The organism is Citrifermentans bemidjiense Bem (genome assembly GCF_000020725.1).
GTDB classification, from domain to species: domain Bacteria; phylum Desulfobacterota; class Desulfuromonadia; order Geobacterales; family Geobacteraceae; genus Geomonas; species Geomonas bemidjiensis.
Window position 1 is genome coordinate 2763463 of the sequence record NC_011146.1, and the last position, 26441, is coordinate 2789903.

Genomic DNA, 26441 nt, shown 5'->3' on the forward strand with positions numbered 1-26441 from the left:
GGTTTCGATGACCATAAGGATTGTGCTGGCGGACGACTCGGCTTTGGTGCGCCAGATCCTGAAGGACATACTGCAGGGGGAGGAGGATATCCAGCTGGCCGGCGAGGCCTGCGACGGCAAGGAGGCGTGCGAGCTGACCTTCCGGCTCAAGCCCGACCTGGTGCTCATGGACATCCGCATGCCGGTCATGGACGGCCTTGAGGCGATCGAGGAGATCATGGCGCAGGCCCCGACCCCGGTACTGGTCCTTTCCGGCGCGGTGGAGGCAAGCGAGGTGGACCGTGCCTTCACCGCCATCAAGCGCGGCGCGCTCGACGTGATGGAAAAGCCGGAACTGGGGAGCGCAGAAGCGCTGGAGGAGTTCAGCTGCCACCTGCTGCAGAAAGTGCGGCTTTTGGCGCGCATCAGGGTCATCAGGCACCCGCGCCGCAAGCTGAGGCTCCCCGTCTCCCTGGAAGTCCCCTCTTTAGGGCCGGGTCACGACATCCTGGCGATCGGGGCCTCGACCGGCGGACCGAAGGCCGTGATGACCCTTTTGAAGAGCCTCCCCGCCGGTTTTCCGGCAACCGTCTTCGTGGTGCAGCATATAGCAGCGGGCTTCGCCCCGGGCTTCGCCTCATGGCTCAACCGCGAATGCGCCCTGCCGGTCAAGATCGCCGTGGACGGCGGGAGATATCTCCCGGGCGAGGCGGTCATCGCGCCGGACGGCAGGCACATGACGCTTTGCGACGGGAAGATCAGGCTCGACAGCGACCCCGCGGTCAACTGCTGCCGGCCTTCCATCGACGTCTTCTTCAATTCCCTGGCCCGGGCGCGCTGCGACCGTGTGGTAAGCATCCTCTTGACCGGGATGGGGCGCGACGGCGCCCTCGGGATGCTCCGGATCAAGGAAGCCGGAGGCACCACCATCGTGCAGGACGAGCCGAGCTGCGCCGTTTTCGGTATGCCGAAAGCTGCCATCTCCCTTCACGCAGTGGACCAGGTGCTCCCCCTGGATCTCATGCCGGGGGCGATCGCGAAGCTTTTCGGCGTTGCGGCCGGCAACGAAGCACCACGACCAACAACCTCAGTGCAGATAAAGGAGGCAACTTGTGGCAAAAACGATACTGATCATTGACGACAGCGAGGTGGTCCTGACCATGGCCATGGACGCGCTGGTTCAGGCAGGATACGAGGTGCTCACCGCCACCAACGGCATCGAAGCGAACCGCTTCATCTTCTCGAAAAAGAGGCCGGACCTGATCATCATGGACATCATGATGCCGATGCTGGACGGCAACAAAAAGGCGAAGCTGCTCAAGGAGAACGAGGTAAGCAAGGACATCCCGATCCTGCTTCTTTCTTCCAAAAGCGAAAACGAGATGCGCGAGTTGGCGGCCGAGGCTGGGGCGAACGGCTACATCCTCAAGCCTTTCAGCGCAGAAGAGCTTACCGCGAAGGTGAAGAAGTCCCTGGAAGGGTGATCGTGCCGGGTGCCGCTGCACCACGATTGTAAAAAAACGAACAGTGAATTTTTTTACAGTTAGCGGAAAACCGCCGTGGTTTAGCGCACTTTTGCCCACCCCCTCCTGGAACTGTAAAATTTTTCACACCAAGCCCCGCAAAACGAGCTGCAGCGCCAGCTCCCAATCGGTTGAAAACGCGTCACTTTTCCCCTGGCCTTTTTGGCATGCATATTGGAAAGCAATGTTTAAGCTGAGCCAATATCGAGCACCGGGGGACACCATGGATCACCAGTACAGCATCATCAATCAATGCCTGCAGTTGCTGAAGCAAAGCGACATGCCGACCATAAAGAAGCTGCGCGTGGAGATACAGCTCATTCAGATGAAGCGGCTGCTTCTGAACGACAGCCTCACCAGCGACCTGACGCACAACAGTTGCGGGGACGACGTTTTCGAGGGGCTCTTGAACCAGATGCGCAGGATATGCTGCGGGAGGTACGAGGGAGAAGCGTTAACCGACCTGATGGAGCGCATCGGCGGCATGCTGACCGTCCTGGGCGGAAACCATGCCGCGCACTGAGGCAGCATGCGCGGTCGGGAGCACCACGCGGGCCATGGTCCCCTTCCCCGGAGCAGAGGTAAGCTGCAACCGGCCGCCGTGTTCGACGACGATGTATTGCGAGATGTAGAGCCCCAGGCCGCTCCCCCCCCGGTCCAGCTTGGTCGAGTAGAAAGGTTCGAATAGGCGCTCCATGGTTTCCGGCTTGATGCCGACACCGTTGTCACTGACTTCCACCACCACCTCGCCGTTATCGGCATCATGGCGGGTGGTCAGATGCACCTCCCCCTCCCCGTCGTCAAGCGCCTGCATGGCGTTCAGGATCAGGTTGATGAGCACCTGCTCGATCTGCGACTGGCTTCCGGGAATCACCGGGATCCCGGTGCCAAGGGAGGTCTTCAACTGCACGTCCTTCTTGATCTGGCAGGCGAGCACCGACAAGGCCGCAGACACCGCGGCGTTCAGCTCCAGTTTCTGGTGCAGATGTGCGTCGCCCCCCACCCCGTAGTCCCTGAGCCCCTGCACCACCCGCGCGATCCTCTCCGAATTCTCCACGATCTTTCCGGCGTTGTCAGTCATCGCGTGGCGCGCCTTCTCGAAGGGGACTCCTCCCAGGTAAAAATCCCCCTCCTCCTCACGGACGCGGTCTAAAAGCGGCACCGCATCGCTCCACACCTTCCCGATCATGTAACCGGAGAAGCGGATCGAGGCGTTGGGGTTGTTGATCTCATGGGCCATGCTGGAGAGAAGCAACCCCAGCGAGGTCATCTTGTTGGTCTGGATCAGCCGTGCCATGACCAGTTTTTTCTCTTCCTGCACCTCGAGCTTCATCGCCTTCAGGAGCTCTTCCTGCAAGGCGAGGTTCTCAAGCTCGCGCAGCTCTAAGGAGGCGGCCATGGCGTTGATGGCGTTGGCGGCGCGCGCCAGTTCGTCGTCCCCTTCCAGGTCGACCCGCGCCGAAAGTTTGCCCGAACCTATCTCCTCGATCCCCCCATCAGCATGTTGAAGGATGAGGTGACCCGCTTGAGCACCTGGTAGCTGAGAAGCGAAACGGCCACCCAGAAAAGCGTCCCGATGGCAAGCGAGGCGGCGACGAGGTTCACCAGCCGCTCCCGCACCGCCGACATGTCGAGCAGCAGGTGCACCCTGCCGATCACCCGCTGCTTGTCGGTCTCCTGGTGGCCAAGGAGCACCGATTCAGGCGACAGCACCGAGCTGGGAGAGGTGATTTCCACCTCCATCTTGACAGTCTCCCCCTGAGGAATCTCCACCTTGCGCGCCTCGGCCGCCACCCTTCCCTGCTGGTCGATGATGAGGACCGAAACCACGGAGGATTGGCGCGAGGTGCCCTCGGCCAGCGCGGAAAGAGCCTCACGGTTTTCGGCGAAGAGCGGCAGGCGGGCGTTTTGCGAGAGGATGGTGGCAAGGAGCCTCCCCTCGCGCTCAAGCGTGCTGCGGTAGGCATTGATCTCGGTCAGAACGTAAAAGGTGACGAAGGCCGCCGTCAAAAGCGCAATGGTCCCGGTGAAGATCAAGTAGAGGCGGACCCGGAAACTCTTGGTGAAGGGGGAGAGCCGGAATTTCCTTTTCACTCTTTTCTTCATCGGCCGGTCACGCTGGAGAGCTTCAGTTGGCGCACCACACCGTCGTTGGACTTAGTGATCGCCCGGCGCGGGTGCTCGGGCGGGATCTCCTCGACCGGCTTCCCCTCCAGAACGCTCTGAGCCATTTCCCCCAGCTGTCTGCCGATGTCGAAACGGTCGATGGTGAGCGCCACCGCTCCCCCCATGGTGAGGTAGACGTCGGCGAAGGTCACCACCGGCACCCGCTCCCCCTGCGAGAAGAGGAAGTAGGCTTCAGTAGCGCCCGGTGAGACAGCCGTAGCGTCCGGGAGCATCCAGAGCGCGTCCACCTTCCCCCGCAACGACTGCAGCATCCTCGGGGTCTCCTTGGCCGCGCGCACCTCGCGCAGCACGAGATCGACCCGGGTGCGGGCTGCCAACGCCTGGGCGCGCTTCAGGTACGCACCGCTGCGGGAAGGGTCGTAAACCACACCCACCTTCTGGGTACCCAACGCCTCGAAGACGGAGAGGTACCGGGACGGGTCGAGCAGCATGCTGACGCCGGTGGACCATCTGCGCGGCTTGGGATTCAAGGCCATCATGTACAAAACCGGCGTGCTGTTCTGCTTCTGGGCGAGAGCGAGGGCGCGGTCGCCTACCGCTACGATCAGCTTGGGGTGTTCCTCGCGCGTGATGCGGGTCACGTCGGCCTCGGCATATTCAGAGAGGACCACCCTTCTCATGCTGGCACGGCACTCGCGCTTGAAGCCGTTCACGGCCTCTTCGTACCCCTTCTCGTGCAGGGACTGCAACACCAGTACGTCGTAGCCAAATGCGGGAAGCGGGATCAACAACAGCAAGGCGAGCAAGAGGAATCTCAGAAATTGCATCTTACCCCCAGCTCTATCCAGCGCCCGGGATTCTGGTATACGCGGTACACATACTGGTGTCCGTTCAACAGGTTGCGAACCGAAACAAACGGCTCAAGGGAAACCTTCTCCCCGTAATGCATTTCCTTTCTTAGGTGCAGGTCCCATATGACGTCGCTGTATCTACCTCCTTGCCTAGCCTCGTTCCAGTCCACGTAGTGCCCGGTGAGTTCTCCGCGAAAGTGGCTGGGGTCCTGGTATCTGAGCCCGATGTTGACGGTGTGCTTGGGCACCCCCTTGATGACCGGGCCATTGACGCCCAGGGTGGCGCCGATGAAGGTGTACCCAACCGAAAGGGAGGTGTTGTACAGAGGAAGGGTCTTCGCCTCAAGTTCTACACCCTGCTTCAGCTGCCGCTCCTTAGTAATGCCGGTCGCAGTCGGCGCGATGACATCCCAGGTGTCGTTTCTGAACAGGGTTCCCTTGACCCAGAGGTAGGGAAGGTCGCCGGACTCGAAGCCGAACTGCGAGGTCCAGACCTTTTCCGTGGAGTCCGAGCGGTTAAGCGAGGTGAGGCTGTATCCCGTGGCGGTGTAGCCGCGAAGAATGCTGTTGTCGGTGAGCGCGTAGGTAACGCCGAAGCTTGGGCTGAAGTGGTCGCCTCCTGAGCCCGTCCTGTCAAAGCGCGCACTGGGGGTGACGGCAAAGCGGCCGAGCGTCAGCGTGTCGCTCAGGTAGACGCCGAACCGATCGGCGTCTCGGTTCAGGATGTCGGCCCTGATCTGTGAGCTGCTCACCTGCGCCGCCACGTGCTCGTAATCGACCCCGGCCACCACCCTCTGCAACTCGTCCAGCCACGAGAGCTTGAAGCCCCCTCCTACCCTGGACTCGTCCAGGGCAACGGTTAATGTCTTGGAAACGCCCTGCAGGTCCGTCCGGCGAAAAAGGGTTCCCTCAGTTTCCGAAGCTACCGCCGCAGCTTCGAGACGCAGGTGGTCGGTCAGCTGATAGCTGGCGGCCAAGGTGCTGATCAGATACCGCGTGTTCTGGCTGGTGGAGACGGGACCGTCCTGGTACATGCCGTTGAAGCCCTGGCTAAGCCAGGTGGTCAAGGCGAGAGAGCCGCCGTTTGGGAGGTCGTACAGCAACTTGCCGTAGAAGTTGTCCTTGTCGACCCCGTTGTTGGCAAGAAGGCCGTCCGACCGCAGCTTCCCGCCGGACAGGTAGTAGCCGAAACTGTCCACCGTGCCGCTCAACTCCCCCCGCAGGTCCGCGGTGTCCCGTTTGCCGTACGACCCGGACGCCATGCCGCCGATGGCACGCTCTTGATCCGGGGACTTGGTCATGACGTTGATCACCCCGCCCAAGGCGTTGCCCCATGCAGACGACGCGGCTCCCTTCACTATTTCCACCCTCTCGATCATCTGCACCGGGACTGCGGCGATGTCTGGGTAATTCTCCGAGAGCGTATTGAGGGGGACGTTGTCTATCAATACCAGCACGTGGTTGAAGTTGGCCCCCTGCAGCTTGAAGTTGGTGGAGGCCCCCGGCGTGCGGATCATCTCCACCTGTACCCCGGCTACGGCATAGAGTATGTCCGCCAGGGTGTGGGCGTTAAGCGCCAATATGTCCTCGGAAGTCACCACGGTTATGTTCTCGGCGGTCTGGGAGGCCGGCCTTGGGGACCTGCTCCCCGACACTATCTCGGCCTCGTCGCCATTGTAGAGTTCCAAAGAACGAAGCTCTTCGTCCCCCCTCGCCTGAGAGACGGCAATGATCAAAAACAGCATCTGCACTATCAGAGGGACCTTAGCTCTGGCAAAAGCGGACTGAACAATGGCAATGGCTTTTTGCAATTCCCCTCCAACCTTAAAAAAATAAAATATATTATTGCAAACTGATTAAAGGCGTGTTAACTTACCATAACCTATCGAGCAAGGACAAGATTTTTGACATTAAAAAATGGAGGGTTCGGAGATGGCCAAAAAAAATGTCTCATTCGAGATTATTGACGAGGGAATTGCCGACAAAGAAAGCACCGATTTGTTTAGCTGCTGCTGGACCGCTTTTCTCTACGATACCTACGATTACTTTTAATGCCTATGGCACGCCTCCCTCTGTGGATGGCGTGCCTCCTTTACAGCCCCGGCACACCCAGTTATGACATCGCCAGCACCCCAGATACGACCCGGAACTCGACATGGAACTATCCAGGTATTTAAAGATATATCCCGACCAGACGCGCCCAGATCACCTGCTTTTGTTCTCCACCTTCCAGCTCTCTGTTGCACGCGTTCCCCGCGCCACCCTCGATGAAGCGCTGCAAGGCCCCCCTTCTGCCGAGCGCGACGCGCTGGTGCGACTGGGGATGCTGACCCCGGACCCTGCAGCGGAGAGGGAGAGGATACGGCTTTTTTTAGATCGCGCCAATGAGCGTGCTCGCCATTTCAAGGCGATGGTGGTCTTGAACCTCGACTGCAACCTCGACTGCGGCTACTGCTATGAAAGGGAATTCCGCGGCGGGCATTACATGTCCGACGCCACGGCGGACCTTCTGGTCGAGACGCTGCTCCGGGAAAGGATCTCCAAGGAGTGGGACGTTACCCTATCTTTTTATGGCGGGGAGCCGTTGCTCTCCCAGGACCTGATCCGGCGAATCTCAGCGCCGCTATTGCAGGGGGCCCGCAACCACGGGGTGCGGTATGGCTTCAACCTGGTTACCAACGGCACACTCCTGAACCGTGACACTGCGTTAGAGCTCATGCCGCTCGGGTTGCTGGGAGCGAAGTTCACCCTGGACGGTCCGCGCGAAATCCACGACGGCGAGCGTCCCTACGCTTCCGGCGCTGGGAGTTTCGACGCCATCGTGGACAACCTCTCTGAGATCTGCGAGCTCCTGCCGATCCAGATCGGCGGAAACTTCCGGCGCGAGAACTACCGCGACTTCCCGCGCCTTCTGGACCAGCTCGCCTCTCGCGGCATCACGGGAGAAAAGCTACAACTGGTCCAGTTCACACCGGTGACGCCGAAGGCCGGTTGCTCCGAGTATGGCTCGGGATGCGCCTCGTCGAGCGAGCCGTGGCTTGTGGAGGCCCTCCTTTACCTGAGGGAGGAGATACTTTTCAGGGGGTACAGGACCGGGAAACCTTCGGTCTCCGCCTGCATCGTCGAATTCCAGGACAACATCGTGGTCAACTGCGAGGGTCGATACTACAAGTGCCCGGCTCTCATGGGATGGGAAGGATACAGCGTGGGGAGCCTCGCCGAGGGGATTAAGGACTACCGCCAGTCGCACGGCATCGGGAACTGGCAGGCCGACGCCTGCCTGGACTGCTGCTATCTTCCCCTTTGCTTCGGAGGTTGCCGCTTCCTTACCAAACTGCACGGAAAGAGCCTCGACGAAGTGGACTGCAGGCGGAAGTTCCTCGACGCCGCGTTGGAACAGTTGCTGCTGCAGAACATGGCCTACCCGCACAACTCCGCGAAGAAGAAGCCCACCACCCCGGCCTCCCACTCCATCACTGCGTCCGCCCCCTACTGACGCTCCTGCTTCAACCTCTTGTTCAGTGTGGGGCGCGTCAGTCCGAGGAGTTCCGCCGCCTGTGTCTGGTTGCCGCCGGTAAGCTTCATCGCCTCGGCGATCAGATACTCCTCGACCTGCAGCACAGTTGGAAACTTCCCGAACAAAGCAAAAAGCGGATTGGCTGCATCCACACTCTGGGGGGGACGCGCCGGCGCCGCCGCTATCCCCGGAAAGTCCGAGAGCGCGAGCGGTTGCCCGTCGTTGCAGGTAACCGCGTGGTGCACCATGTTGTAGAGCTCCCGGACGTTGCCCGGGAAACGGTACTGCGCCAGGGCCGCGATGACGCTGTGCGGAGCGGCGGGGATCGCCTTCCCCTGCTCTAGCGCTATGTTGTGCGCGAAGTAGTCGACCAGCGGGCCGACATCCTCCAGACGCTCCCTCAAGGGGGGCACCCGGAATTCGTGGGCGCAGAGGCGGAAGTAGAGGTCGTTGCGGAAGCTCCCTGCGGCCCTGAGCGCTGTGAAGTCCATGTTGGAGGCCGCGACGATGCGCGCGTCGCTTTTCAGGAGCAGATCGGAGCCGATCCGGTAGTACTCCCGCTCCTGCAAAAGCCGCAACAGCTTGATCTGCGAGGCGAGGTTCAGGTCCCCGATCTCGTCAAGGAAAAGGGTTCCGCCGGCTGCCGCGGCGATCAATCCGTCGCGCTTGCTGTCGGCGCCGGTGAAGGCCCCTTTCTTGTGGCCGAAAAGGGTGTCCGAGAACATGAAGTCGTCGAGCCCGGCTGCGTTCAGGGAGATGAAAGGGCCGGGGACGCCGGAGACTTCATGCACCGCGCGCGCCAGCAGCTCCTTCCCCGCCCCCGTCTCACCCGTGATCAGCACCGGAAGGCGCGAGGACGCGATCGCCTCGATGTACTGGAAGATGCCGCGCATCTTTTTCGAGGTGGTGACGATACCGGCGAAGGCGTCGGGATTTCGCAGCGTATCCGCCAGCAGGTAGTCCTTGAGCATCAGGTTCTGCCGGCCCAGCTCGCTTACCTGGAGCGCCTTTTTCACGCTTGCCACAAGCCTGCTCGGGTCGACCGGCTTGGTAAGGAAGTCGAACGCCCCTTGCTGCATGCAGGCAACCGCGGTCTCCACGTCCCCCATGGCGGTCATGACGATTACCGGAATCTCCGGGTGCTCGGCGGTCAGGGCGTGCAGGATTTCGGCTCCGGTTACGTGAGGCATCACCCAGTCCAGGATCACCGAAGTCACCTTGTGTTCCTTCACGTACTGAAGCACGTTCCGGCTGTCCGACAGGGTTGCCACCTGCTGCACGTCGCTTGAAGCGAGAAGTAGCGACACCTCCGTAAGAATGCCCGGCTCGTCATCCACTAAAAGCATATGTTGTTGTGTCGGCGAACTCACTGTAATGGCTCCGTTGAAAAGTACCGTCTACTTAAAGGATTCACATCATATATGGTCGTAACCTGTTATTCAACTCTTTATTGCCTCGGCGCATAGGTAAAACTGACAGACGTCCCGGGGTGTGACAGCGACAACGGTTGCAATGAAAGGCCGAATCGGCATAATCTAGAACCTGGAAAGGTAAAATAGCAGTGGAGGAAGATTTGAACCCTAGAGCGTTACTTGAGAAATACTATGAGGACAACGACGCCGCCTTGGAGATCGTGTACAGACACAGTCGCAATGTCGCGGACAAGGCGCTTGCCATAGCCGTCACGGCGGGACTGCCGCAGGCCGAGCTGGACTTCATCGAGGAGGCCGCGCTGCTCCACGACATCGGCGTCTCCCGCATCTATGCGCCAAAGCTCAACTGCTTCGGCAAGGCGCCCTACGTCTGGCACGGCGTCATCGGCCGAGAGATCCTCGATGCCGAGGGGCTTCCGCGACACGCCATGGTCTGCGAGCGGCACATAGGGGTCGGGCTCACCGCGGCGGACATCGTGGCGCAAAACCTGCGCCTGCCGGTACGGGAGATGTCGCCGGTCACAACCAGCGAGCGCATCGTAGCCTTGGCCGATCTCTTCTTCTCCAAAAAGGGAGGGGAGTTGGACCTTGAGAAGAGCACCCAGCAGGTGCGCTGCGACCTGCTCAGGTTCGGCGCGGAAAAGGTGCAGATCTTCGAGAACTGGCTCAACGATTTCGGAGTCCGCGAATCAGCCTAGCCCGCCCCCCGCGGGGCCGCGGCTGCTGATTTATGATATACTCGATGCCGCCTTACTCATTAGAAACGATGTAAAATGTTTCCAATCTGAGGCAGGGTCCCGTGCCGGGACGCTAGCTGCAGTACCTGCCAAATACCTGATCCAGTACTAGGTGCATTCATGGGAAAACCGCTTCGCGTGCTGATAGTGGAAGACTCGGAGGACGACGCACTGTTGCTTGTCTTCGAGCTGCGTCGCGGCAACTATGCTCCGGTGACCAAGCGCGTGGAGAACTCCGACTCGTTGCGCCATGCGCTCAAGGAGGACACCTGGGACCTAGTCATCTCCGACTACGTCCTTCCCGGATTCTCGGGGCTAGACGCGCTGAAGCTGGTGCGGGCCTCGGGGCTGGACCTTCCCTTCATCATCGTTTCCGGAAAAATCGGCGAGGAAGATGCCGTAAAGGCCATGAAGGAGGGGGCGAACGATTATCTGATCAAGGGAAACACCTCGCGCCTTATCCCTGCCATCGAGCGGGAGATGCAGGAGGCCGAGGTTAGGCGCAAGCGGCGCGAGGCCGAGTCGGCGCTGGTGAGAAGCGAGCGGCGCTACAAGCGGCTGGTGTCGGCGGTCACCGACTATATCTACACCGTAACTATTCAGAAAGGGGGCGTGGTGAAGACCTCGCATGGCCCCGGATGCCTCTCGGTGACCGGCTACAGCCACGAGGAGTACGTCGACAACCCGTTTTTGTGGTACCAGATGATCTACGAGGAGGACCGGGGCGCGGTGACGAGCCTCACCGAGGACCTGCGGGCCGGAATAGACATCCCCTCGCTGGAGCACCGGATACGGCACAAGGACGGCTCCCTGCGCTGGGTCATCAACACCATAGTCCCACGCTACAGCGAACAGGGCGAACTGATCGCCTACGACGGCCTCATCTCGGACATCTCGGAGCGAAAACGCGCCGAAGAGTCGCTGCAGCTGCAAAGCGCGGCGCTGGAGGCGGCGGCCAACGCCATAGTCATCACCGACAGCAGCGGGGTCATCATCTCGGTAAACCAGGCCTTCACCAGGATGACCGGGTACAGCCGCGAGGAGGCCCTCGGTCGCGATCTGAGTTTTCTGAAATCGGAGCGGCACAATTCGGAGTTTTACAGAGGCCTCAGGGAAACCATCAGCGCCGGCGAGGTCTGGCACGGAGAGATGATCAACCGGCGCAAGGACGGCACCCTCTACCCCGAGGAGCAGACCATCACGCCGGTCCTGGACGAAGACGGGCACATCATCCACTTCATCTGCATCAAGCAGGACATCACCGAGCGCAAGCAGGCCGAGCAGGCGCTGATGCAAAACGCCAGCATGCTGAAGGAAATGGAGATTGCGAAGCAGATCCAGAGTTCTTTGCTTCCGGTCGCCCCCCCCTGCCTCCCGGGCATCGACTGCGCCGGGAGCTGCTTCCCCGCCAACGACATCGGCGGCGACTACTACGACATCCTCCCGCACGGAGAAGAACTCGACCTCGTCATCGCCGACGTCTCCGGCCACAGCGTCGGAGCCGCGCTGATCATGGTCGAAACCCGCAGCGTTCTGCGCGCGCAGCTTGCGACCTTGAAGGGGCCGGCCCAGATCGTGTCGGCCCTGAACGAACTGCTGCACGAGGACCTGAGCCGGGCCGAACTCTTCATCACCATGTCGTATCTGAGTTACCACATACCCACCGGGACACTCCGCTACACCAACGCCGGCCATCCTCCTCCCCTGCTCTACCGGCATCAAACCGACCGGTTCTTCGAGCTGGACGCCGAAGGGCTCATCCTGGGGGTACACAGGCAGGTCGCCTTCCAGGAGCCCTCGCTCCAGGTCCAGGACGGAGACCTGTTGCTGCTGTTCACCGACGGTATCACCGAGGCCGAAAGCCCGGAAGGCGAGTTCTTCGGCATGGATAGATTGCGGCAGGTAGTGGCGCGCGAGCACAGTAAACCGGCAGCGGGAGTGATCGCCGCAGTCATGGAATCAGTCAGGGCCTTCACCGGCTGCGATACCTTCAACGACGACATCTCGATGCTTCTTCTCAAGTTCGGCACCGTAACCCCCCATTCTTAGGATGACTTTACTTGACGTCCCCCGGTGCGTTGTGTAAACATACGCCACCTGCACAGGACATGGCCGCCCAGCGCGGCATTTCCCGTTCCTCCCACTGCGCTCGCGCGCAGGAGGGATTATGAGTTGTGGATCGGCATTTAAACGAGGGGTATGGCATGGCGAAAAAGATCTTCGTTGCGGCGACCGGGCAAAACTGTGGCAAGACGACCATCAGCATCTCGCTCATGCACCAGGCCAGGAAAAAGTACCGTCGAGTCGGCTTTGTAAAGCCTTTCGGGCCCAAAGTGCTCCTTTATGACGACTTCATGGTGGACATGGACGCTCTGCTGATGGCGAAAGCATTCGGCATGGAAGACGACATCGCCCTCATGTCTCCTGTGGCGCTGCACCGGGATTTCACCAAGGATTACCTGAGCGGCAAACTCGACGACCTGTCGCTGGCCGATTGCGTGGTGGAGGCGGTGCGGGAGTTGGAGGAGAAATACGACTTCCTCATCATCGAGGGAGCGGGGCACGGCGGGGTCGGCTCGGTGATCGGGCTGAGCAACGCTAAAGTGGCCAAGCTGATCGACGCTCCGGTCATGATCGTCACCGAAAGCGGCATCGGCAAGGTGATCGATGCGGTGCATTTGAACCTGGCGCTGTACCAGCGCGAAGGGGCCGATGTGCGGGGGATCATCGTCAACAAGATGCTTCCCGGGAAGAAGGAACTCACCAACAAGTACCTCAAACAAGCCTTTGAACCTATCAACGTCAAGGTGACCGACGGTTTCAACTACTCCCCCATCCTGGCCAACCCGACGCTAAGCCACATCTCGAAGTTGTTCGACCTGCCGCTGCACGGCGACATCAAAGAAAAAAGCCGCATCATCCACAACATCCAGTTGGGAGCGGCTTCTTCGCAACGTGTGATCGACGGACTGCTTGACTCGACCTTGATGATAGTCACGAGCTCCAGAGACGAGCTGATCGTTACCCTATCCTCCCTGTACCACATCCCCTCCTACAGAGAGAAGATCGCCGGCCTCGTAGTATCCGGGCACTGCGCCGTTTCCGACATCAGCCAGCAGATCCTCAACGATTCCGGCATCCCCTACATCAGGGTGGAAGAAACCACCGCCGAGGTGTTCACCGCTCTTTCCGACGACGTTGCCAAGATCACCTTCGAGGACCAGGAGAAGCTGAACTGGATTATGGCCAACGCCGAAAAGGGCATGGATTTCGAAGCAATAGACGCGCTGCTGTAAGGCATGTAAGGCGGTTCAACGTTCGACGTTCAACGTTAAAACCTGTCCCCTAGCCCCTAGCCCCTGATTCTCGCCCCCTAGCCCCTGCTTCAAAGCGTAGTTCCCGGCGGCTTGCCCGGGCCTTCCTTTTCTTTCTGGCAGGAGACGCAGTAGGCGGCGAAAGGCATCAACCGCAGCCTCTGGATGTCGATTATTTCCCCGCAGTTCTCGCACTTGCCGTAGGTCCCCTGCTCCACCCTTCTTTGCGCCTCTTCCAGCGCGGTCAGCTGGTTGCGCCGTATGTCCGCTATGGCCAGCCCTGCATCGGAAAGCATGTCGAGGATGCTCTTCTCCCCCAGGTCCTGCGGGATGTCGTATTGCGTGGCGAGATCGCTGCCGGTCTGGGAAAAGATCTCGTCCCTCAGCTCCGCCCACAGCCTGCGCTTTTGTTCGGCCAAAAGGTTCCTGAATTCCAGTTCGTCCCCTTGCAGTTTATCCGGCATCTCGTACCTCCTCGATCGGTCAGGGCGCATCTTCGGTGTCGCAGACAGGGCAGCGCAATTCTCCGCTTTCCTTGTCCTGTTCCAGCGGCGATCCGCACAGGGCACAGATTTCTTTTTTGTCTTTGATCACAGGCTGATCCTTGAGGATTTGTTCTTCCAGGCTCACTCTTCTCATGGCTCCTCCTTTTGCAGCTCCGGCGTCAAAACAGCCCATAGTATACCCTAAAAACGGATGCAAGCCCCCGCTGCAAAAAAACTGTCTCCGTTGCCGCATAAGCCGCTGCGAAAAGTGCAGACGCATCGATGAACCTGCACCCTTAACGGCATAGACAGTCGGAGGGTGGGCACAAGAAGGCTCTCATAGAGCGGTCATCAGTACTGAACAAGGGAGATAGAAAAGGTTCGCGACTAAGGCAGCGACTACTTCAGCGTTGGGGGGAGATTTGCTAATATTCGGAGTAAGATCCTGCGTGTTTGCAAATATGGAAAGGAAAACGGACGCGGCAGTAACAGTTAATCCGGTTCTGGGTACTCGATCTCTTCTCCCAGGTAGTTGGTGAAAAGCAGAGTCCGGCCGCCACTGCCAGGGCGACCGGAAAGGACATCGACCTTTCCTTTGCCGCCAGGGAGGTCGATGACGTAATGCGGAACGGCAAGCCCGGAGGTGTGGCCGCGCAGCGCCTGCATCACGGAGATCCCCTGCCCCACGCGGGTCCTGAAGTGGGCGGTCCCCTGTACCAGGTCCATTTGATGTATGTAGTAAGGACGCACCCGGATGGCGAGCAGACGCCGCATCAGGCTCAGCATCGTCTGGGGGTCGTCGTTCACCCCCTTGAGGAGCACGGTCTGGTTCCCCAGCTGCACCCCGGCATCGGCGAGCCTGGCACAGGCCTTGGCCGATTGCGGGGTTATCTCCCGGGGATGGTTGAAGTGGGTGTTGACGTAGACAGGATGGCTGCGCTTCAAAAGGCGCGTGAGCCCGGGGGTGATCCTTTCCGGAAGGGTCACCGGGGCCCGCGTCCCGATCCTCACGATCTCGACGTGCGGTATGCGGGAAAGCGCTGAGAGTATCGCGGCGAGACGGTCATCCGGCAAGAGCAGCGGATCGCCGCCGGAGAGGACGACGTCGCGGATCCGCGGGTCGCCGGCAATGTAAGCGATGGCGTCGTCAACCTTGGCCGGCGCCATGCTGGCGCACCCCACCCCTCTTTTCCTCATGCAGAAGCGGCAGTAGACGGCGCAGGCAGAGGAGACGATCCAGACGACCCGGTCCGGGTAGCGGTGGATCAACCCGGGGACCGGGGAAAGCCGCTCCTCGTCCAGGGGATCGGGGGACTGGGTCAGGTCGTCAAGCTCTGCAGGGTCGGGGACGCACTGGCGCCAGATGGGATCGCCCGGCTCCTCGATCAGTCCGAGGTAGTAGGGCGTGATCCGCATGGGGTAGCGCTCGACCACCGGCGAAAACGCGCCCCCCTGCAGACGAAAAAGCCCGGAAAGCTCCTCCGGGCTGGTGATGCAGTTTTTCAGGCTTTTCTCCCACGCTTCCATCAGAGCTCTAGGGCACCGATCAGCGAGGAGACAGATTCTATCTTGTGGTCAACCAGGTACTGCTCCATCTCCCGGGCGATCCGCTGAGCCGCGGAGGGGTCGAGGAAGCTTGCGGTGCCGACCTGCACCGCAGTCGCCCCCGCCAGCATGAACTCCAGGGCGTCGCGGCCGTTCATGATGCCGCCGATGCCGATCAGCGGCAGCTTAACCGCCTTGGCCACCTGCCAGACCATCCGGAGCGCTACCGGCTTGATCGCCGGGCCGGAGAGCCCGCCGGTGACGTTGGCCAGCACCGGGCGGCGGCGCTCCAGGTCGATCGCCATCCCGGTGAGGGTGTTGATCAGCGAGAGGGCGTCCGCTCCGGCGTCGGCACACGCCTTGGCCATCAGCACCACGTCGGTGACGTTGGGGGAGAGCTTTACGATCATCGGCTTGGTGGTGTTTTTCTTCACCAGGCGCACCACCTCCTGCGCGGCGCCGGGGTCGGTGCCGAAAACGATTCCCCCCTGCTTCACGTTGGGGCAGGAGATGTTCACCTCGATGCCGGCGACGCCGGAAAGCCCATCCAGCCTGGCCGCGACCTCGCCGTACTCTTCCAGCGTGTTGCCGTAGAGGTTCACGATCACCGGGGTGTTCACGTTCTTGAGATACGGGAGTTTCTGCTCGATGAAGGCGTCGATGCCGACGTTTTGCAGGCCGATGGCGTTCAGCATCCCGCCCGGGGTTTCCACGATGCGGGGGGTGGGGTTGCCGGCCTTGGGCTTCAGCGACAGCCCCTTGCTGATCATCGCCCCGATGCACTCAAGGTCGAGGTAGTCGGCGAACTCGGCGCCGTATCCGAAGGTGCCGGATGCGGTCATCACGGGGTTGCGCATCTTGATCCCGGCGACAGCCACGGACATGTCAGGTCTTTGCATGTTTAACTCCATTGCAGTTCGAAGCTGTCGAAGACGGGGCCGTCCTTGCAGACACAGCGGTAGTCGGGGGTATCCTCGGTGTGGTTGGCCCCCTTCATTACGCAGCCAAGGCAGGCGCCCACGCCGCAGGCCATGTACGCCTCCATCGAGACCTGGCAGGGGACCTCGTGCAAAGCCGCCATCTTGGCGACGGCGCCGAGCATCGGGGTCGGGCCGCAGGCGAAGATGCGCATCCCTTTATTCAGGTGCCTCTCCAGCACCTGGGTCACGAAGCCGCTCTCGCCCAGAGTGCCGTCGTCGGTCGCCACGTAGGTCTCGACTCCGAGCCTCTCGAACTCGGTGATGCAGAGGATGTCGTCGCGGTTCCTGCCGCCGGCGAAAAGGCGCACCTTCTCGCCTCGCGCCACCAGCGCCTTGGCGAGGTAGTAAAGGGGGGCAAGGCCTACGCCGCCGCCTACCAGCACCTTTTCCTCGCCAGCGGGACCCAGGTCGAACCCTCGGCCCAAGGGCGCCAAAAGGTCCACCACGTCGCCGTGGTGCAACGCGGAGAGGAGCTTGGTCCCCTTCCCCACCACCTTGTACAGGATCTCGCAGTACGCCTGCGTGCCGCACCCGGCGTACTCGGCGGTGAAGGTCCCGACGTCGAAAAGCCCGAAGGGGCGCCTGAGCAGCGGGTCTATGGCATCGGTCACCTTGAGCATGAGAAACTGCCCCGGCGCCGAAGCGAGCAATTCCTGCGGAGCGGTCATCCTCATCCGGAAGTAGTTCGGCGACAGCTCTACGTTCGACACTACCATCGATTTAAACTGCATGATTCTCCTCTGACTGCCGGCAGACCGGCATCTCCATCAAGATGGCGTCTTCGCCATTGTCGTAATAGTTCTTGCGGCGCCCCGATTCCCTGAACCCGAAGGATCGGTAGAGCGCGATGGCTTCCGCGTTTCCGGCGCGCACCTCCAGAAACAATACAGATGCCCCGTGCTCGCGGCTGAAATCGAGCGCCCATTGCACCAGGAGTCTCCCGATCCCCTTCCCCCTATGAGAGTTCCCGACGGCGACGTCGAGTATCTCGGCCTCGTCCAGGACAAGCTTGAGACAGAGGTAGCCAGTGAGGGTTCCGTTATCGGCGAGGGCCACCATTGGATGGCCGAAAGGCGAGTCGATTTCGTACTGGAAGTGCTGCTCGGTCCACGGTCTCGAAAACGATGCGGACTCTATTTCGAGCACCGCTTTGAGCTCATCGCAACGCATTGGACTGAGCGTTATTTTCTCCCTGAGATCAGGCACAGCAAGGCATCATAAGCAAACGCCAAGGCGAAGTAAACAATTTTTTCGCTTTGACTTTTCGAGGTATATGGTTTAGATTTCGTCTTTACTTTATCGGAGGTTCTCCCTTGAAAGAGACTAAGATTACCTATAAAGACGCAGGTGTAGACATAGATGCAGGCAACACTTTCGTGCAGATGATCAAGCCGCTGGTCAAGGCGACTTCTCGTCCGGAAGTGCTGGCAGACATCGGCGGCTTCGGGGGGTTGTTTTCCCTCAACATGGGCAAGTACAAGCACCCGGTGCTTGTCTCCGGCACGGACGGGGTCGGGACCAAACTGAAGCTCGCCTTCCTCGCCGACCGCCATGACACCATCGGCATCGACCTCGTCGCCATGTGCGTGAACGACATCATCGTGCAGGGAGCCGAGCCGCTCTTCTTCCTCGATTATCTTGCTACCGCGAAGCTCGACCCGGCCAAGGCCGCCTCCATCATCAAAGGTGTGTCCGAGGGTTGCGTGCAGGCGGGGTGCGCCCTGATCGGCGGCGAAACCGCCGAGATGCCCGGCTTCTACACCGGCGACGAGTACGACATGGCCGGCTTTGCCGTGGGCGTGGTGGAGCGCGAAAAAATCATCGACGGCTCCTCCATCACCGTCGGCAACCGCCTGATCGGGCTGGCCTCCTCCGGGCTGCACAGCAACGGCTACTCCCTGGCCAGGAAGGTCATCCTGGAGCACATGGGGCTCGGCATCGACGATCAACTCCCCGGCCTTGGGAAAACCGTCGCCGAGGAACTTCTCACTCCGACCCGCATCTACGTGCGCAGCGTGATGAACCTTCTGCGCGACTTCAACGTCTCGGGCCTGGCACACATCACCGGCGGCGGTCTCCTGGAGAACATCCCCCGCGTGCTCCCCAACGGCTGCAAGGCCGTCATCAAGAAGGACAGCTGGGACGTCCCCGAGATATTCCGGATCATGCAGAAGGCCGGCAACATCGAGGAAAACGAGATGTTCAGGACCTTCAACTGCGGCATCGGCATGGTGCTGGTCGTTCCCGAGAAAGAGTCCGAAGAAATCATGATCAGGCTCTCCGGGCTAAACGAGACCGCGTTCGTCATCGGCGAAGTGGCTAAGTGCGACGCCGGCAAGGAGTGCGTGGACCTCGTCTAGGGTAAAGCGTCAGATATGGAAAGAACTCTCAACATAGGGGTACTGATCTCCGGCAGCGGCAGCAACCTGCAGTCGATCATGGACGCCTGCGCCGCCGGCAGGATCAAGGGCAGGGTCGCCTGCGTGATCAGCAACAAGGCGGACGCCTTCGGCCTGGAGCGGGCGCGCAAGGCCGGCATCCCCGCGCTGCACCTGGATCACCGCGCCTACTCCGGCAGGGAGTCCTACGACGAGGCCCTGGTGGCGACGCTGCGCGAATTCGACGTCGAGCTGGTGGCGCTGGCAGGCTTCATGCGCATCATCACGCCGGTGCTACTCGAGGCCTTCCCGATGGCGGTGATGAACATCCATCCGGCCCTGCTCCCTGCCTTTCCCGGGCTGCACGCCCAGCGCCAGGCGCTCGATTACGGCGCCAAGGTCGCCGGCTGCACCGTCCATTTCGTCGACCCGGGCACCGACACGGGCCCGATCATAATGCAGGCCGCGGTGCCGGTCCTTCCAAGCGACACCGAGCAGACCCTCTCGGCACGGATTCAGAAGGAAGAGCACCGCCTCTATCCTGAGGCGATCCGGCTCTTCACCGAGGGGCTCCTAGAGGTCAGCGGTCGCGTAGTCAGCGTCGGCGCCTGATTCCCCGACAACTTCGCCTAAAACAAAATCCCCTTCGGTAGCCGAGGGGGATTTTTTTATGCCTTAAACCTGTTGATTGTTTTCCCTAAGCCGTCACCGGGGCCGACGCCGATTACCTGCTGGCGGAGCCGCCACTGTAGCGCTCAGCGAGTTCCTGGTCCAGCGAGTAGAGCCAGGCGAGGAGCTCGGCCACCGCCTGGTACAACTCGGGGGGAATCTCGCTGTCCAGATCGACCTGCATCAAGAGGCTCACCAGCTCGGGCGACTGGTGCACGTAGACGCCGTGCTCCTGCGCCAGCGAGACGATCGCTTCGGCGGTGACGCCGCTTCCCTTTGCCACCACCCTTGGGGCGCCGTCTTCGCCGCTGTAGGCCATGGCCACCGCGCGCTTCATTTCGCTGGGACGCTTAGCCATCTTTAGCCGCCAATCTGGTCAGGTGCAGCCCGCACGAGGAAAGCCTCGTCCGCAGTTCCGCGCTCTGGTTTCGCATCAGGTCGGAGGCGCCGGGGTTGCTGCAGACGCAGTCGATGGAGATCCCTTCGGCCGAGAAGCGCAGCGTCGCCTCCACCCCCCCCAGCCGCGGCAGTTCGAGTGACACCGTAGCCTCGACCCCCTGCTCCCACTTCTCGTCGTCCCCCTCGCGGATGGCGAGTTCCATCTCCTGGCCGGGCCAGGCCTCTCCGCGCCAGGCCAGCACCCCGGAGTTCAAAAGCAGCAGTTGCTCTTTTATCAGCGGCAGCGTGCGGCTGTCGGCGAAACCGGCAGCAGAGCTCTCCTTCCCTCCCCCCTCATCTCCCTCCACCTCGGCAGCGGCACGGGAAAGCTTCCCCTGCGGCTCTTTCAAAAGCTCTTTCAACTGCAGCGCACCGCCGGCCCATTGGGCCAGGTGGGACTCGTAGAAAAGGCCGGACTGGGTGAGCGCGCTCTTCAGCTTGCCCGCCAGTTGGGCAGAGGCCTGCTCCGGGGATTCCAGTAGAGGCTCCTGGGGAGCTTGCAGCGAAGGTGCGTTCTTCACCACGTCTGCCAGCCACTTCCCCATCGAGCTAAGCTTCACCGACTCCCCTACCTCCGGCCGCATCACCTGGAAGGTGATGCGCGGATCGGCGGTGAGAAAGGTAAGCTCCAAGGTCTCGCCGGGCGCCACGTTCAGGGGTATCTCAAGGTGGTACAGTTCGCCCGCCACGCGCGCAAGGTAGAGGCTGTTAGGAAGGTTGGAGATGATCTCGGCCTTCACCTGCTGCCCGGGGTTCAGCTGCAGCAGTTGACTCGCGCGCTGCTGTACCTCCACAACGGGGGTGACCGCGGTCTTGGCGAGGATGGGAAGAACCTGCTTCTGGCTTTCGTCGTTGATGAACATGTCCGAATCCTGTGGTGCAGGAAAGCGCTATTTCGGCTGTACGGTAAAAGGAGCCAGCCATTCAGGGAGGGCTTAAAAGTTCATGAAGATGGCGGCTGCTCGATTCATAGCACACTCTGCGGGCAATTAGTAGTACAGAAATCCCCTGCTGCGCCGTACAGCATCGCTATTTTTTTCAGTGAAGCCGCTAAACATATCCGGAACCGCCGCCGATAAGAAAGAAAAGCGCAATTTTCAACCTGTACTTCAGAGGCAGGCCCATTGATGAAACACGCACTGCGTATCCTGATCGTGGACGATTCCCCCGAAGATGCCGCACTCATCGTGCGTCAACTGCAGGGAGAGTTCTCTATTAGCTACGAGCGCGTCGAGACCCCTGACGAAATGGAGGCGGCACTGGACAAGGGGGGATGGCACATCGTCATCTCGGACTACGTCATGCCCAAGTTCAGCGGGCTCGCGGCGCTCAAGCTTCTTCACGACCGGGGAATGGACCTCCCTTTCATCATGGTCTCCGGGCAGATGGGAGAGGACGCCGCCGTAGAGGCGATGCGAGCCGGCGCACATGACTACTTGCTGAAGGACAGGCTCTCCAGGCTGATCCCCGCGATCAAGCGGGAATTGAACGACGCCGTGGTGCGCCGCGAGAGGAGAATGGCCGAGGAGGCCCTCTCGGCGACGGAGGCGCGCTTCCACAGCCTGGTGGAGCAGTCCCTGGTCGGCATATTCATGCTGCAGGACGACGTCTTCATCTACGTGAACCCCAAGTTCGGCGAGATCTTCGCCTACGAGCCGCAACAGCTGATCGAATCGAGATCTCTGCTGGAACTGGTGGCGCCGGAAGATCAGATCAGGGTGATGACCCGGTTTCTGCGCCCCCTCATGGAGGAAAGCGACAGTCTGCACTTCTTCTTCCGAGGCAAGCGCCGCGACGGGTCCCTGATCGATCTCGAGGTGAACGGCACCCGGACCAGGGTAAACGGCAGCGCTGCCATCATAGGGACCCTGCTCGACATAACCGAGCGCAAACGCGCCGAAGCGGAACTGAGCAAGCTGTGGCGCGCCGTCGAGCAAAGCCCGGTATCGGTGGTGATAACAGATCTCTTCGGCAGGATCGAGTACGTGAACCCGAAGTTCATCGAGGTGACCGGCTACGCCGAGGAGGAACTGATCGGGAAAAACCCGAGCATCCTGAAATCCGGGATGACCGACGCCAAGGTGTACGAGGAGCTCTGGTCTACAGTAACCTCTGGCCGGGAGTGGCACGGCGAGCTGCACAACAAGAAAAAGAACGGGGAGCTATTCTGGGAAAACGGGCATATCTCCGCCATCAAGAACGCCGAGGGGCAGATCACCCATTTCGTCGGGGTCAAGGAGGACGTAACCGAGAGAAAGCTTGCCATCGACCAGCTGAGGCAGGTACAAAAGATGGAGGCCATAGGCCAGCTGGCAGGCGGCATCGCCCACGACTTCAACAACCTCCTCACCGTCATCAACGGTTATTCGACGCTCCTGGTGAGATCCCTCGACAAGGGTTCGCCCACGCACAAGGAAGCGGAGCAGATCCTGCGTGCCGGCGAGCGTGCCGCAGATCTTACCAGGCAGCTGTTGAGCTTCAGCAGAAGGCAGATCATGGAGCCGAGGGTGCTGGACATCAACAAGCAGGTGAGAGCGGTACAGAAGATGCTGGAACGGCTGATCGGGGAGCATATCGGGCTCGTCACCACCCTCTCCGAGGACGCCGGCTTCATCAGGATGGACCCGGGGCAGATGGAACAGATCGTCATGAACCTGATCGTCAACGCCCGCGACGCCTCGGAGACCGGCGGGGTGATCACCATGGCCACGGAGAAGGTCGACCTGGACCAGAATTTCTCACACCTGCACCCCGGGTCGGTTCCCGGAAGCTACGTCAGGCTGAGCGTGGCGGACCAGGGGCAAGGGATGACCGAGGAGGTAAAGCAGCGCCTCTTCGAACCCTTCTTCACCACGAAGGAGATGGGTCGCGGCACGGGCTTGGGTCTCGCCACCGTGTACGGCATCGTGAAGCAAAGCGGAGGTTACATCGAGGTGGTCAGCGAACCGGGACAGGGAGCCTGCTTCAACATCTATCTCCCCCGCGCCTCGGAGCCCGCCCCCGCGCCGCCTGCGCCGCCGGTCGACGAAGAGATAGATTCCTCCCACGTCATACTCGTCGTGGAGGACGAACCGGGGGTGCTCAACCTGGTGGTGCACACCTTGCGCATGCGTGGTTTCACCGTCTATGAAGCCACGGACCCGGACCAGGGGATCACCCTTTTCGAGAAGCACGCCACTGAGATTGACATGCTCCTCACCGACGTGGTAATGCCGTTCATGAGCGGCCCTGCCCTGGCTGAGCTGTTGCTCTCCAAAAAACCGGGATTGAAGGTGCTGTTCACGTCCGGGCACACCGACGACAGGGCAGGTTTCGAGAAAATATTGGAAAAAGGGATGCAGTTCCTGCCCAAACCGTTTGCCAGCGACGCCCTGATCCGAAAGGTGAGGGACACCCTGAACGGAGGCACTGCAAAGACGGCAGGAGCGATTTCAGGAGGTAGCGATTGAAAGGAAACATCTTAATAGCCGATGACGAGGACATGATCAGGGAACTGATCAACATCACCCTGTCAAAGGAAGGCTTCACCTGCTTCCAGGCCGCAAGCGCCGAGGAGGGGTTGGAGATAATCAACAAGCACAAGCTGGACCTGGCGCTTTTAGACATCATGATGCCAGGCCGCTCGGGAATCGACCTCTTGAAGGACATCAAGGAGGCCACCCCCGACACGACGGTGCTGATGATAACGGCGATGAACGACATGGACACCGCCCTTTCCTGCATCCATTACGGCGCCGAGGACTACATCACCAAGCCGTTCAACCTGGACCGGGTGCTCCTCACCGTGAAGAACACCCTGGAAAAACGCAGGCTGGTGCTGGAGAACAAGGAATACCAGGCGAACCTGGAACAGAAGGTGCGCGAGCAGACCGAGGTGATCCGCACCGTGATGGGGGAGATCAACCTCGCCTACGAACACACGCTGGTGGCGCTGATCAGGGCGCTGGACGCGAGGGAAAAGGAAGTGGGATCCCACTCCGAGCGGGTCATGTCCTACGCCAGGCTTTTGGCGAAAGCCGCGGGGATCAGCGAGGACGAGCTGATCATCATAGGCAAAGGCGCGCTTTTGCACGACATCGGAAAGATCGGCGTCTCCGACAACATCCTGTTGAAGCCCGCGAAGCTAGACGACTCGGAGTGGGAGATCATGCGCCAGCACCCCAGCATCGGCTTCGACATACTGTCCGGCATCCGGTACTTCGCCGGGGCGGCGGAACTGGTGCTGCATCATCACGAGCGCTGGGACGGAAACGGCTATCCGGGCAACCTGGAAGGGGAAAACATCCCGATCAGCGCGCGCATCTTCGCCCTGGTGGACACGCTCGATGCCATGACTTCCGACCGGCCCTACCGCAAGGCATTGACCTTCGAGGCGGTTCTGGACGAAGTAACGCGTTGCCGCAGCAAGCAGTTCGATCCCGAGCTGGTCGATCTGTTCCTCAGCATTCCGAAGGACGAGTGGGAAAGCGCGGCGGGGAAGAAACTGTAACGACTCTCCCTTCTTACCGAGCGCAGTACGAAAAAAGCCGGAACGAACCCAGTGTGGGGTTCATTCCGGCTTTTCTTTATCAGGTACCCGCCTTGCGGCAGTGCTACGGCCAGCTTCTAGTCAGCGGCGCCTATGCGATAGCGCTCCAGCCTGTCCCTCAGGGTATTGCGGCTGATGCCCAGGAGCTTCGCGGCAAAGACCTGGTTGTTGTTGCTCTTCTCCATGGCCATGTGGATCAGGGCCTTCTCCAGCCCCATGTTGACGCTCTCGTAGATCGCCCCCTTGTTCTTCTGGCAGATCCCGTCAAAGACCGGTTCCAGCATGCTCCAGAAGACCTCGTAGTAGTCGTCGCCGGCCGCCTCTAGGTCGACCTCCTTGAAGCCGGCCTTGGCGGTCAGGAACGACTCGAAATCTCCGGGAACCAGGATGTCGCCGCGGCAGAAGACGGTGGCCGAGTTGATGACGTTCTTCAGCTCCCTGATGTTCCCTTCCCACGGGTGCGAGGTCAACATCGCCAGGGTCTCGGGCGCCACCGCCTTGATGTTCTTGCCGTACTTCTTGGAGAACTTCTTCACGAAGAGCTCGACCAGGAGCGGTATGTCCTCGGCACGGTCCCGCAGCGGCGGCAGAAAGAAGTTCACCACGCGCAGGCGGTAGTACAGGTCCATCCGGAAGGTCTTTTCCTTGACGTTGGTGATGAGGCTCTTGTTGGTCGCCGCGATCACACGGACGTCCACCTTGATGGTCTCGTTCCCACCTACCCTCTCGAACTCCTGGTTCTCCAGGACCCGCAGGAACTTCCCCTGGTTCGCCTGGCTCATCTCGCCTATCTCGTCGAGGAAGATGGTGCCGCCGTTGCACTGCTCGAACTTCCCGATCCTCCGGGAATGGGCGTCGGTGAAGGCTCCCTTCTCGTGGCCGAAAAGCTCGGACTCCAGCAGCGCCTCGGGGAGTGCGGCGCAGTTTACCGCCAGGAAGGGGCGGTTCTTTCTCTTGGAGTTGTTGTAGACCGCGCGCGCCAGCAGTTCCTTCCCGGTTCCGGACTCGCCCTGGATCAGCACGGTCGCGTCGGAATCGGCCACGGTCCCCACCATCTTCCAGATCTCGATCATCTCCGGCGAGGAACCTATCATCAGGTCCTCGGTGAGATCCTCCTCGACCTGCGGGCGTTCACGGGTGTAACGGACCTTGCGGCTCAGAAGGTTGCACTCCAGGGCCTTCTTCACCGCCCCTTTTAACTTGGTCATGTCGAAGGGCTTGGTGACGTAGTCGAAGGCGCCGTGTTTCATCGCTTCGATGGCGTTTTGCGTGGTCTTGTAGCCGGTGGCCATGATGACGGCGAGGCCGGGGTCGATCTTCTTCGCTTCCTTGAGCACCTCGATGCCCGACTTCTGCGGCAGGCTGATGTCCATGATAGCCACATTGGGACGATCCGAGATGACGCGCTTTAGTGCCCCTTCGCTGTCGCTTTCCAACAGCAGCTCGTAATCTTCGCCCGCGAAGACGCTCTTCAGCATGAGCAGGATGTCGTGATCGTCATCCAATATGAGCAATTTTGCAGTCATGGCCGTCCCCCGATGGGCTGTTATACGATCGCATTAGGATTGGAAGTGTCAGGCAGTAACCAAAAGAACCGCCTGAGGTAAGCGGTTCTCTTGTTTACATGATCAATGAACGAGGCTGTTGCTACTCATCCTCTTCGTAGTCGTCATCATGTCCGTCAAGGTCTTCAGCGTCCTCGTCTTCTTCTTCATACTCTTCGGCTACGTAGTGAGTGCGTTCGTCTTCTTCCTTTATAGCCTCGAAGCGTTCGAGGATCGCCGGGTTGGTGCAGTAGCGGCCGTCCTTGCAGGTACAGGTGTCAAGGTCGCAAAGGTCGAAGAGTTGAATTTCGCTGCAGAGCCTCTTTGTTGCGGGTTGTGTTTCCATCATGTTACCTCTGAGAATTACTAATTAATTACTATCGACCTTTCCCG

The 26441-nt window shown here is 60.5% G+C and carries 27 protein-coding genes and 1 pseudogene; 12 read left to right on the plus strand and 16 right to left on the minus strand.

Annotation, left to right across the window (positions count from 1 at the left end; genetic code table 11):
• Window positions 1-7: 7 nt before the first annotated feature.
• From cheB to GBEM_RS11940, 3 genes are all read left to right on the plus strand, one after another.
• Window positions 8-1117: a chemotaxis-specific protein-glutamate methyltransferase CheB gene (gene cheB / locus GBEM_RS11930; RefSeq protein ID WP_012530816.1), complete on the plus strand. Its 1110-nt coding sequence runs from the start codon at window positions 8-10 to the stop codon at window positions 1115-1117.
• Entirely contained in the window at window positions 1092-1463 is a 372-nt protein-coding gene (locus GBEM_RS11935; RefSeq protein WP_012530817.1) for a response regulator, read from the plus strand. The genes cheB and GBEM_RS11935 overlap by 26 nt, the downstream gene beginning before the upstream one ends.
• A gap of 262 nt (window positions 1464-1725) precedes the next feature.
• Window positions 1726-2025 (plus strand): hypothetical protein, encoded by a 300-nt coding sequence (locus GBEM_RS11940; RefSeq protein WP_012530818.1) that lies wholly within the window; start codon window positions 1726-1728, stop codon window positions 2023-2025.
• Here the strand turns inward: GBEM_RS11940 and GBEM_RS21795 are convergent.
• The 5 genes and pseudogenes from GBEM_RS21795 to GBEM_RS11955 all read right to left on the minus strand — a co-directional run bounded on the left by GBEM_RS21795 (window position 1957) and on the right by GBEM_RS11955 (window position 6225).
• Window positions 1957-2901, minus strand: coding sequence for a sensor histidine kinase (locus GBEM_RS21795; protein WP_264175513.1), 945 nt, complete (start codon window positions 2899-2901; stop codon window positions 1957-1959). The genes GBEM_RS11940 and GBEM_RS21795 overlap by 69 nt on opposite strands.
• A 33-nt stretch (window positions 2902-2934) precedes the next feature.
• Window positions 2935-3015, minus strand: a pseudogene (locus tag GBEM_RS22035) (hypothetical protein); the annotation flags it as partial.
• Window positions 2979-3596: a hypothetical protein gene (locus GBEM_RS21800; RefSeq protein WP_226373855.1), complete on the minus strand. Its 618-nt coding sequence runs from the start codon at window positions 3594-3596 to the stop codon at window positions 2979-2981. The gene GBEM_RS21800 and the pseudogene GBEM_RS22035, both read right to left, overlap by 37 nt.
• A gap of 8 nt (window positions 3597-3604) precedes the next feature.
• Window positions 3605-4456 (minus strand): ABC transporter substrate-binding protein, encoded by an 852-nt coding sequence (locus GBEM_RS11950; RefSeq protein ID WP_012530820.1) that lies wholly within the window; start codon window positions 4454-4456, stop codon window positions 3605-3607.
• Window positions 4444-6225, minus strand: coding sequence for a TonB-dependent receptor plug domain-containing protein (locus GBEM_RS11955; protein WP_226373856.1), 1782 nt, complete (start codon window positions 6223-6225; stop codon window positions 4444-4446). The genes GBEM_RS11950 and GBEM_RS11955 overlap by 13 nt, the downstream gene beginning before the upstream one ends.
• 187 nt (window positions 6226-6412) lie before the next feature.
• On the opposite strand from GBEM_RS11955, the gene gptA reads away from it, so the two are divergent.
• Both gptA and gptM read left to right on the plus strand, forming a co-directional pair.
• The gene (gene gptA, locus GBEM_RS20755) at window positions 6413-6532 is read left to right on the plus strand and encodes a geopeptide (protein WP_012530822.1); all 120 of its coding nucleotides are present in this window, start codon (window positions 6413-6415) and stop codon (window positions 6530-6532) included.
• A 103-nt stretch (window positions 6533-6635) separates the two neighbouring features.
• Window positions 6636-7976 (plus strand): geopeptide radical SAM maturase, encoded by a 1341-nt coding sequence (gene gptM / locus GBEM_RS11960; RefSeq protein WP_012530823.1) that lies wholly within the window; start codon window positions 6636-6638, stop codon window positions 7974-7976.
• On the opposite strand, the gene GBEM_RS11965 is transcribed toward gptM, so the two are convergent.
• Window positions 7970-9343 (minus strand): sigma-54-dependent transcriptional regulator, encoded by a 1374-nt coding sequence (locus GBEM_RS11965; RefSeq protein ID WP_083770251.1) that lies wholly within the window; start codon window positions 9341-9343, stop codon window positions 7970-7972. The two genes, gptM and GBEM_RS11965, sit on opposite strands and share 7 nt — an antisense overlap.
• 227 nt (window positions 9344-9570) lie before the next feature.
• On the opposite strand from GBEM_RS11965, the gene GBEM_RS11970 reads away from it, so the two are divergent.
• The 3 genes from GBEM_RS11970 to GBEM_RS11980 all read left to right on the plus strand — a co-directional run bounded on the left by GBEM_RS11970 (window position 9571) and on the right by GBEM_RS11980 (window position 13463).
• Window positions 9571-10128 carry an HD domain-containing protein gene (locus tag GBEM_RS11970; protein WP_012530825.1) on the plus strand — a complete coding sequence of 186 codons (558 nt, stop codon included), beginning with the start codon at window positions 9571-9573 and terminating at the stop codon, window positions 10126-10128.
• A 159-nt stretch (window positions 10129-10287) separates the two neighbouring features.
• Entirely contained in the window at window positions 10288-12216 is a 1929-nt protein-coding gene (locus GBEM_RS11975; RefSeq protein ID WP_012530826.1) for a SpoIIE family protein phosphatase, read from the plus strand.
• 155 nt (window positions 12217-12371) lie between these two features.
• On the plus strand, window positions 12372-13463 hold the full coding sequence (locus GBEM_RS11980; protein WP_012530827.1) for a dethiobiotin synthase: 1092 nt from the start codon (window positions 12372-12374) through the stop codon (window positions 13461-13463).
• A gap of 89 nt (window positions 13464-13552) precedes the next feature.
• Here GBEM_RS11980 and GBEM_RS11985 read toward each other — a convergent pair whose 3' ends face one another.
• The 6 genes from GBEM_RS11985 to rimI all read right to left on the minus strand — a co-directional run bounded on the left by GBEM_RS11985 (window position 13553) and on the right by rimI (window position 17637).
• On the minus strand, window positions 13553-13945 hold the full coding sequence (locus GBEM_RS11985) for a TraR/DksA family transcriptional regulator (RefSeq protein ID WP_012530828.1): 393 nt from the start codon (window positions 13943-13945) through the stop codon (window positions 13553-13555).
• Between the two features lie 19 nt (window positions 13946-13964).
• Window positions 13965-14120 carry a hypothetical protein gene (locus GBEM_RS21480; RefSeq protein WP_012530829.1) on the minus strand — a complete coding sequence of 52 codons (156 nt, stop codon included), beginning with the start codon at window positions 14118-14120 and terminating at the stop codon, window positions 13965-13967.
• A 338-nt stretch (window positions 14121-14458) separates the two neighbouring features.
• The gene (locus GBEM_RS11990) at window positions 14459-15493 is read right to left on the minus strand and encodes a KamA family radical SAM protein (protein WP_012530830.1); all 1035 of its coding nucleotides are present in this window, start codon (window positions 15491-15493) and stop codon (window positions 14459-14461) included.
• A complete protein-coding gene (locus GBEM_RS11995) occupies window positions 15493-16410 on the minus strand; it encodes a dihydroorotate dehydrogenase (RefSeq protein WP_012530831.1) in 918 nt (305 codons plus the stop codon). The genes GBEM_RS11990 and GBEM_RS11995 overlap by 1 nt, the downstream gene beginning before the upstream one ends.
• A gap of 2 nt (window positions 16411-16412) precedes the next feature.
• Window positions 16413-17222, minus strand: coding sequence for a dihydroorotate dehydrogenase electron transfer subunit (locus GBEM_RS12000; RefSeq protein ID WP_012530832.1), 810 nt, complete (start codon window positions 17220-17222; stop codon window positions 16413-16415).
• Window positions 17212-17637, minus strand: a complete 426-nt coding sequence (gene rimI, locus GBEM_RS12005) for a ribosomal protein S18-alanine N-acetyltransferase (RefSeq protein WP_264175514.1) — start codon at window positions 17635-17637, stop codon at window positions 17212-17214. The genes GBEM_RS12000 and rimI overlap by 11 nt, the downstream gene beginning before the upstream one ends.
• A 167-nt stretch (window positions 17638-17804) precedes the next feature.
• On the opposite strand from rimI, the gene purM reads away from it, so the two are divergent.
• Window positions 17805-18851 (plus strand): phosphoribosylformylglycinamidine cyclo-ligase, encoded by a 1047-nt coding sequence (gene purM / locus GBEM_RS12010; protein WP_012530834.1) that lies wholly within the window; start codon window positions 17805-17807, stop codon window positions 18849-18851.
• A gap of 15 nt (window positions 18852-18866) precedes the next feature.
• Window positions 18867-19481 (plus strand): phosphoribosylglycinamide formyltransferase, encoded by a 615-nt coding sequence (purN, locus tag GBEM_RS12015; RefSeq protein ID WP_012530835.1) that lies wholly within the window; start codon window positions 18867-18869, stop codon window positions 19479-19481.
• A 112-nt stretch (window positions 19482-19593) separates the two neighbouring features.
• Here the strand turns inward: purN and GBEM_RS12020 are convergent, their stop codons facing one another.
• Together GBEM_RS12020 and fliK are read right to left on the minus strand one after the other, a co-directional pair.
• Window positions 19594-19896 carry an EscU/YscU/HrcU family type III secretion system export apparatus switch protein gene (locus GBEM_RS12020; protein WP_012530836.1) on the minus strand — a complete coding sequence of 101 codons (303 nt, stop codon included), beginning with the start codon at window positions 19894-19896 and terminating at the stop codon, window positions 19594-19596.
• Window positions 19889-20839, minus strand: a complete 951-nt coding sequence (gene fliK, locus GBEM_RS12025; protein WP_012530837.1) for a flagellar hook-length control protein FliK — start codon at window positions 20837-20839, stop codon at window positions 19889-19891. Before fliK ends, GBEM_RS12020 begins: the two co-directional genes overlap by 8 nt.
• A 264-nt stretch (window positions 20840-21103) precedes the next feature.
• Between fliK and GBEM_RS12030 the strand changes: the two genes are divergently transcribed.
• Window positions 21104-23425 (plus strand): PAS domain S-box protein, encoded by a 2322-nt coding sequence (locus tag GBEM_RS12030; RefSeq protein ID WP_012530838.1) that lies wholly within the window; start codon window positions 21104-21106, stop codon window positions 23423-23425.
• Window positions 23422-24465, plus strand: coding sequence for an HD domain-containing phosphohydrolase (locus tag GBEM_RS12035; protein WP_012530839.1), 1044 nt, complete (start codon window positions 23422-23424; stop codon window positions 24463-24465). Before GBEM_RS12030 ends, GBEM_RS12035 begins: the two co-directional genes overlap by 4 nt.
• Window positions 24466-24581: 116 nt before the next feature.
• Here GBEM_RS12035 and GBEM_RS12040 read toward each other — a convergent pair whose 3' ends face one another.
• Together GBEM_RS12040 and GBEM_RS12045 are read right to left on the minus strand one after the other, a co-directional pair.
• Window positions 24582-26030 carry a sigma-54-dependent transcriptional regulator gene (locus tag GBEM_RS12040; RefSeq protein WP_012530840.1) on the minus strand — a complete coding sequence of 483 codons (1449 nt, stop codon included), beginning with the start codon at window positions 26028-26030 and terminating at the stop codon, window positions 24582-24584.
• 121 nt (window positions 26031-26151) lie between these two features.
• On the minus strand, window positions 26152-26394 hold the full coding sequence (locus tag GBEM_RS12045) for a hypothetical protein (RefSeq protein ID WP_012530841.1): 243 nt from the start codon (window positions 26392-26394) through the stop codon (window positions 26152-26154).
• Window positions 26395-26441: the final 47 nt, after the last annotated feature.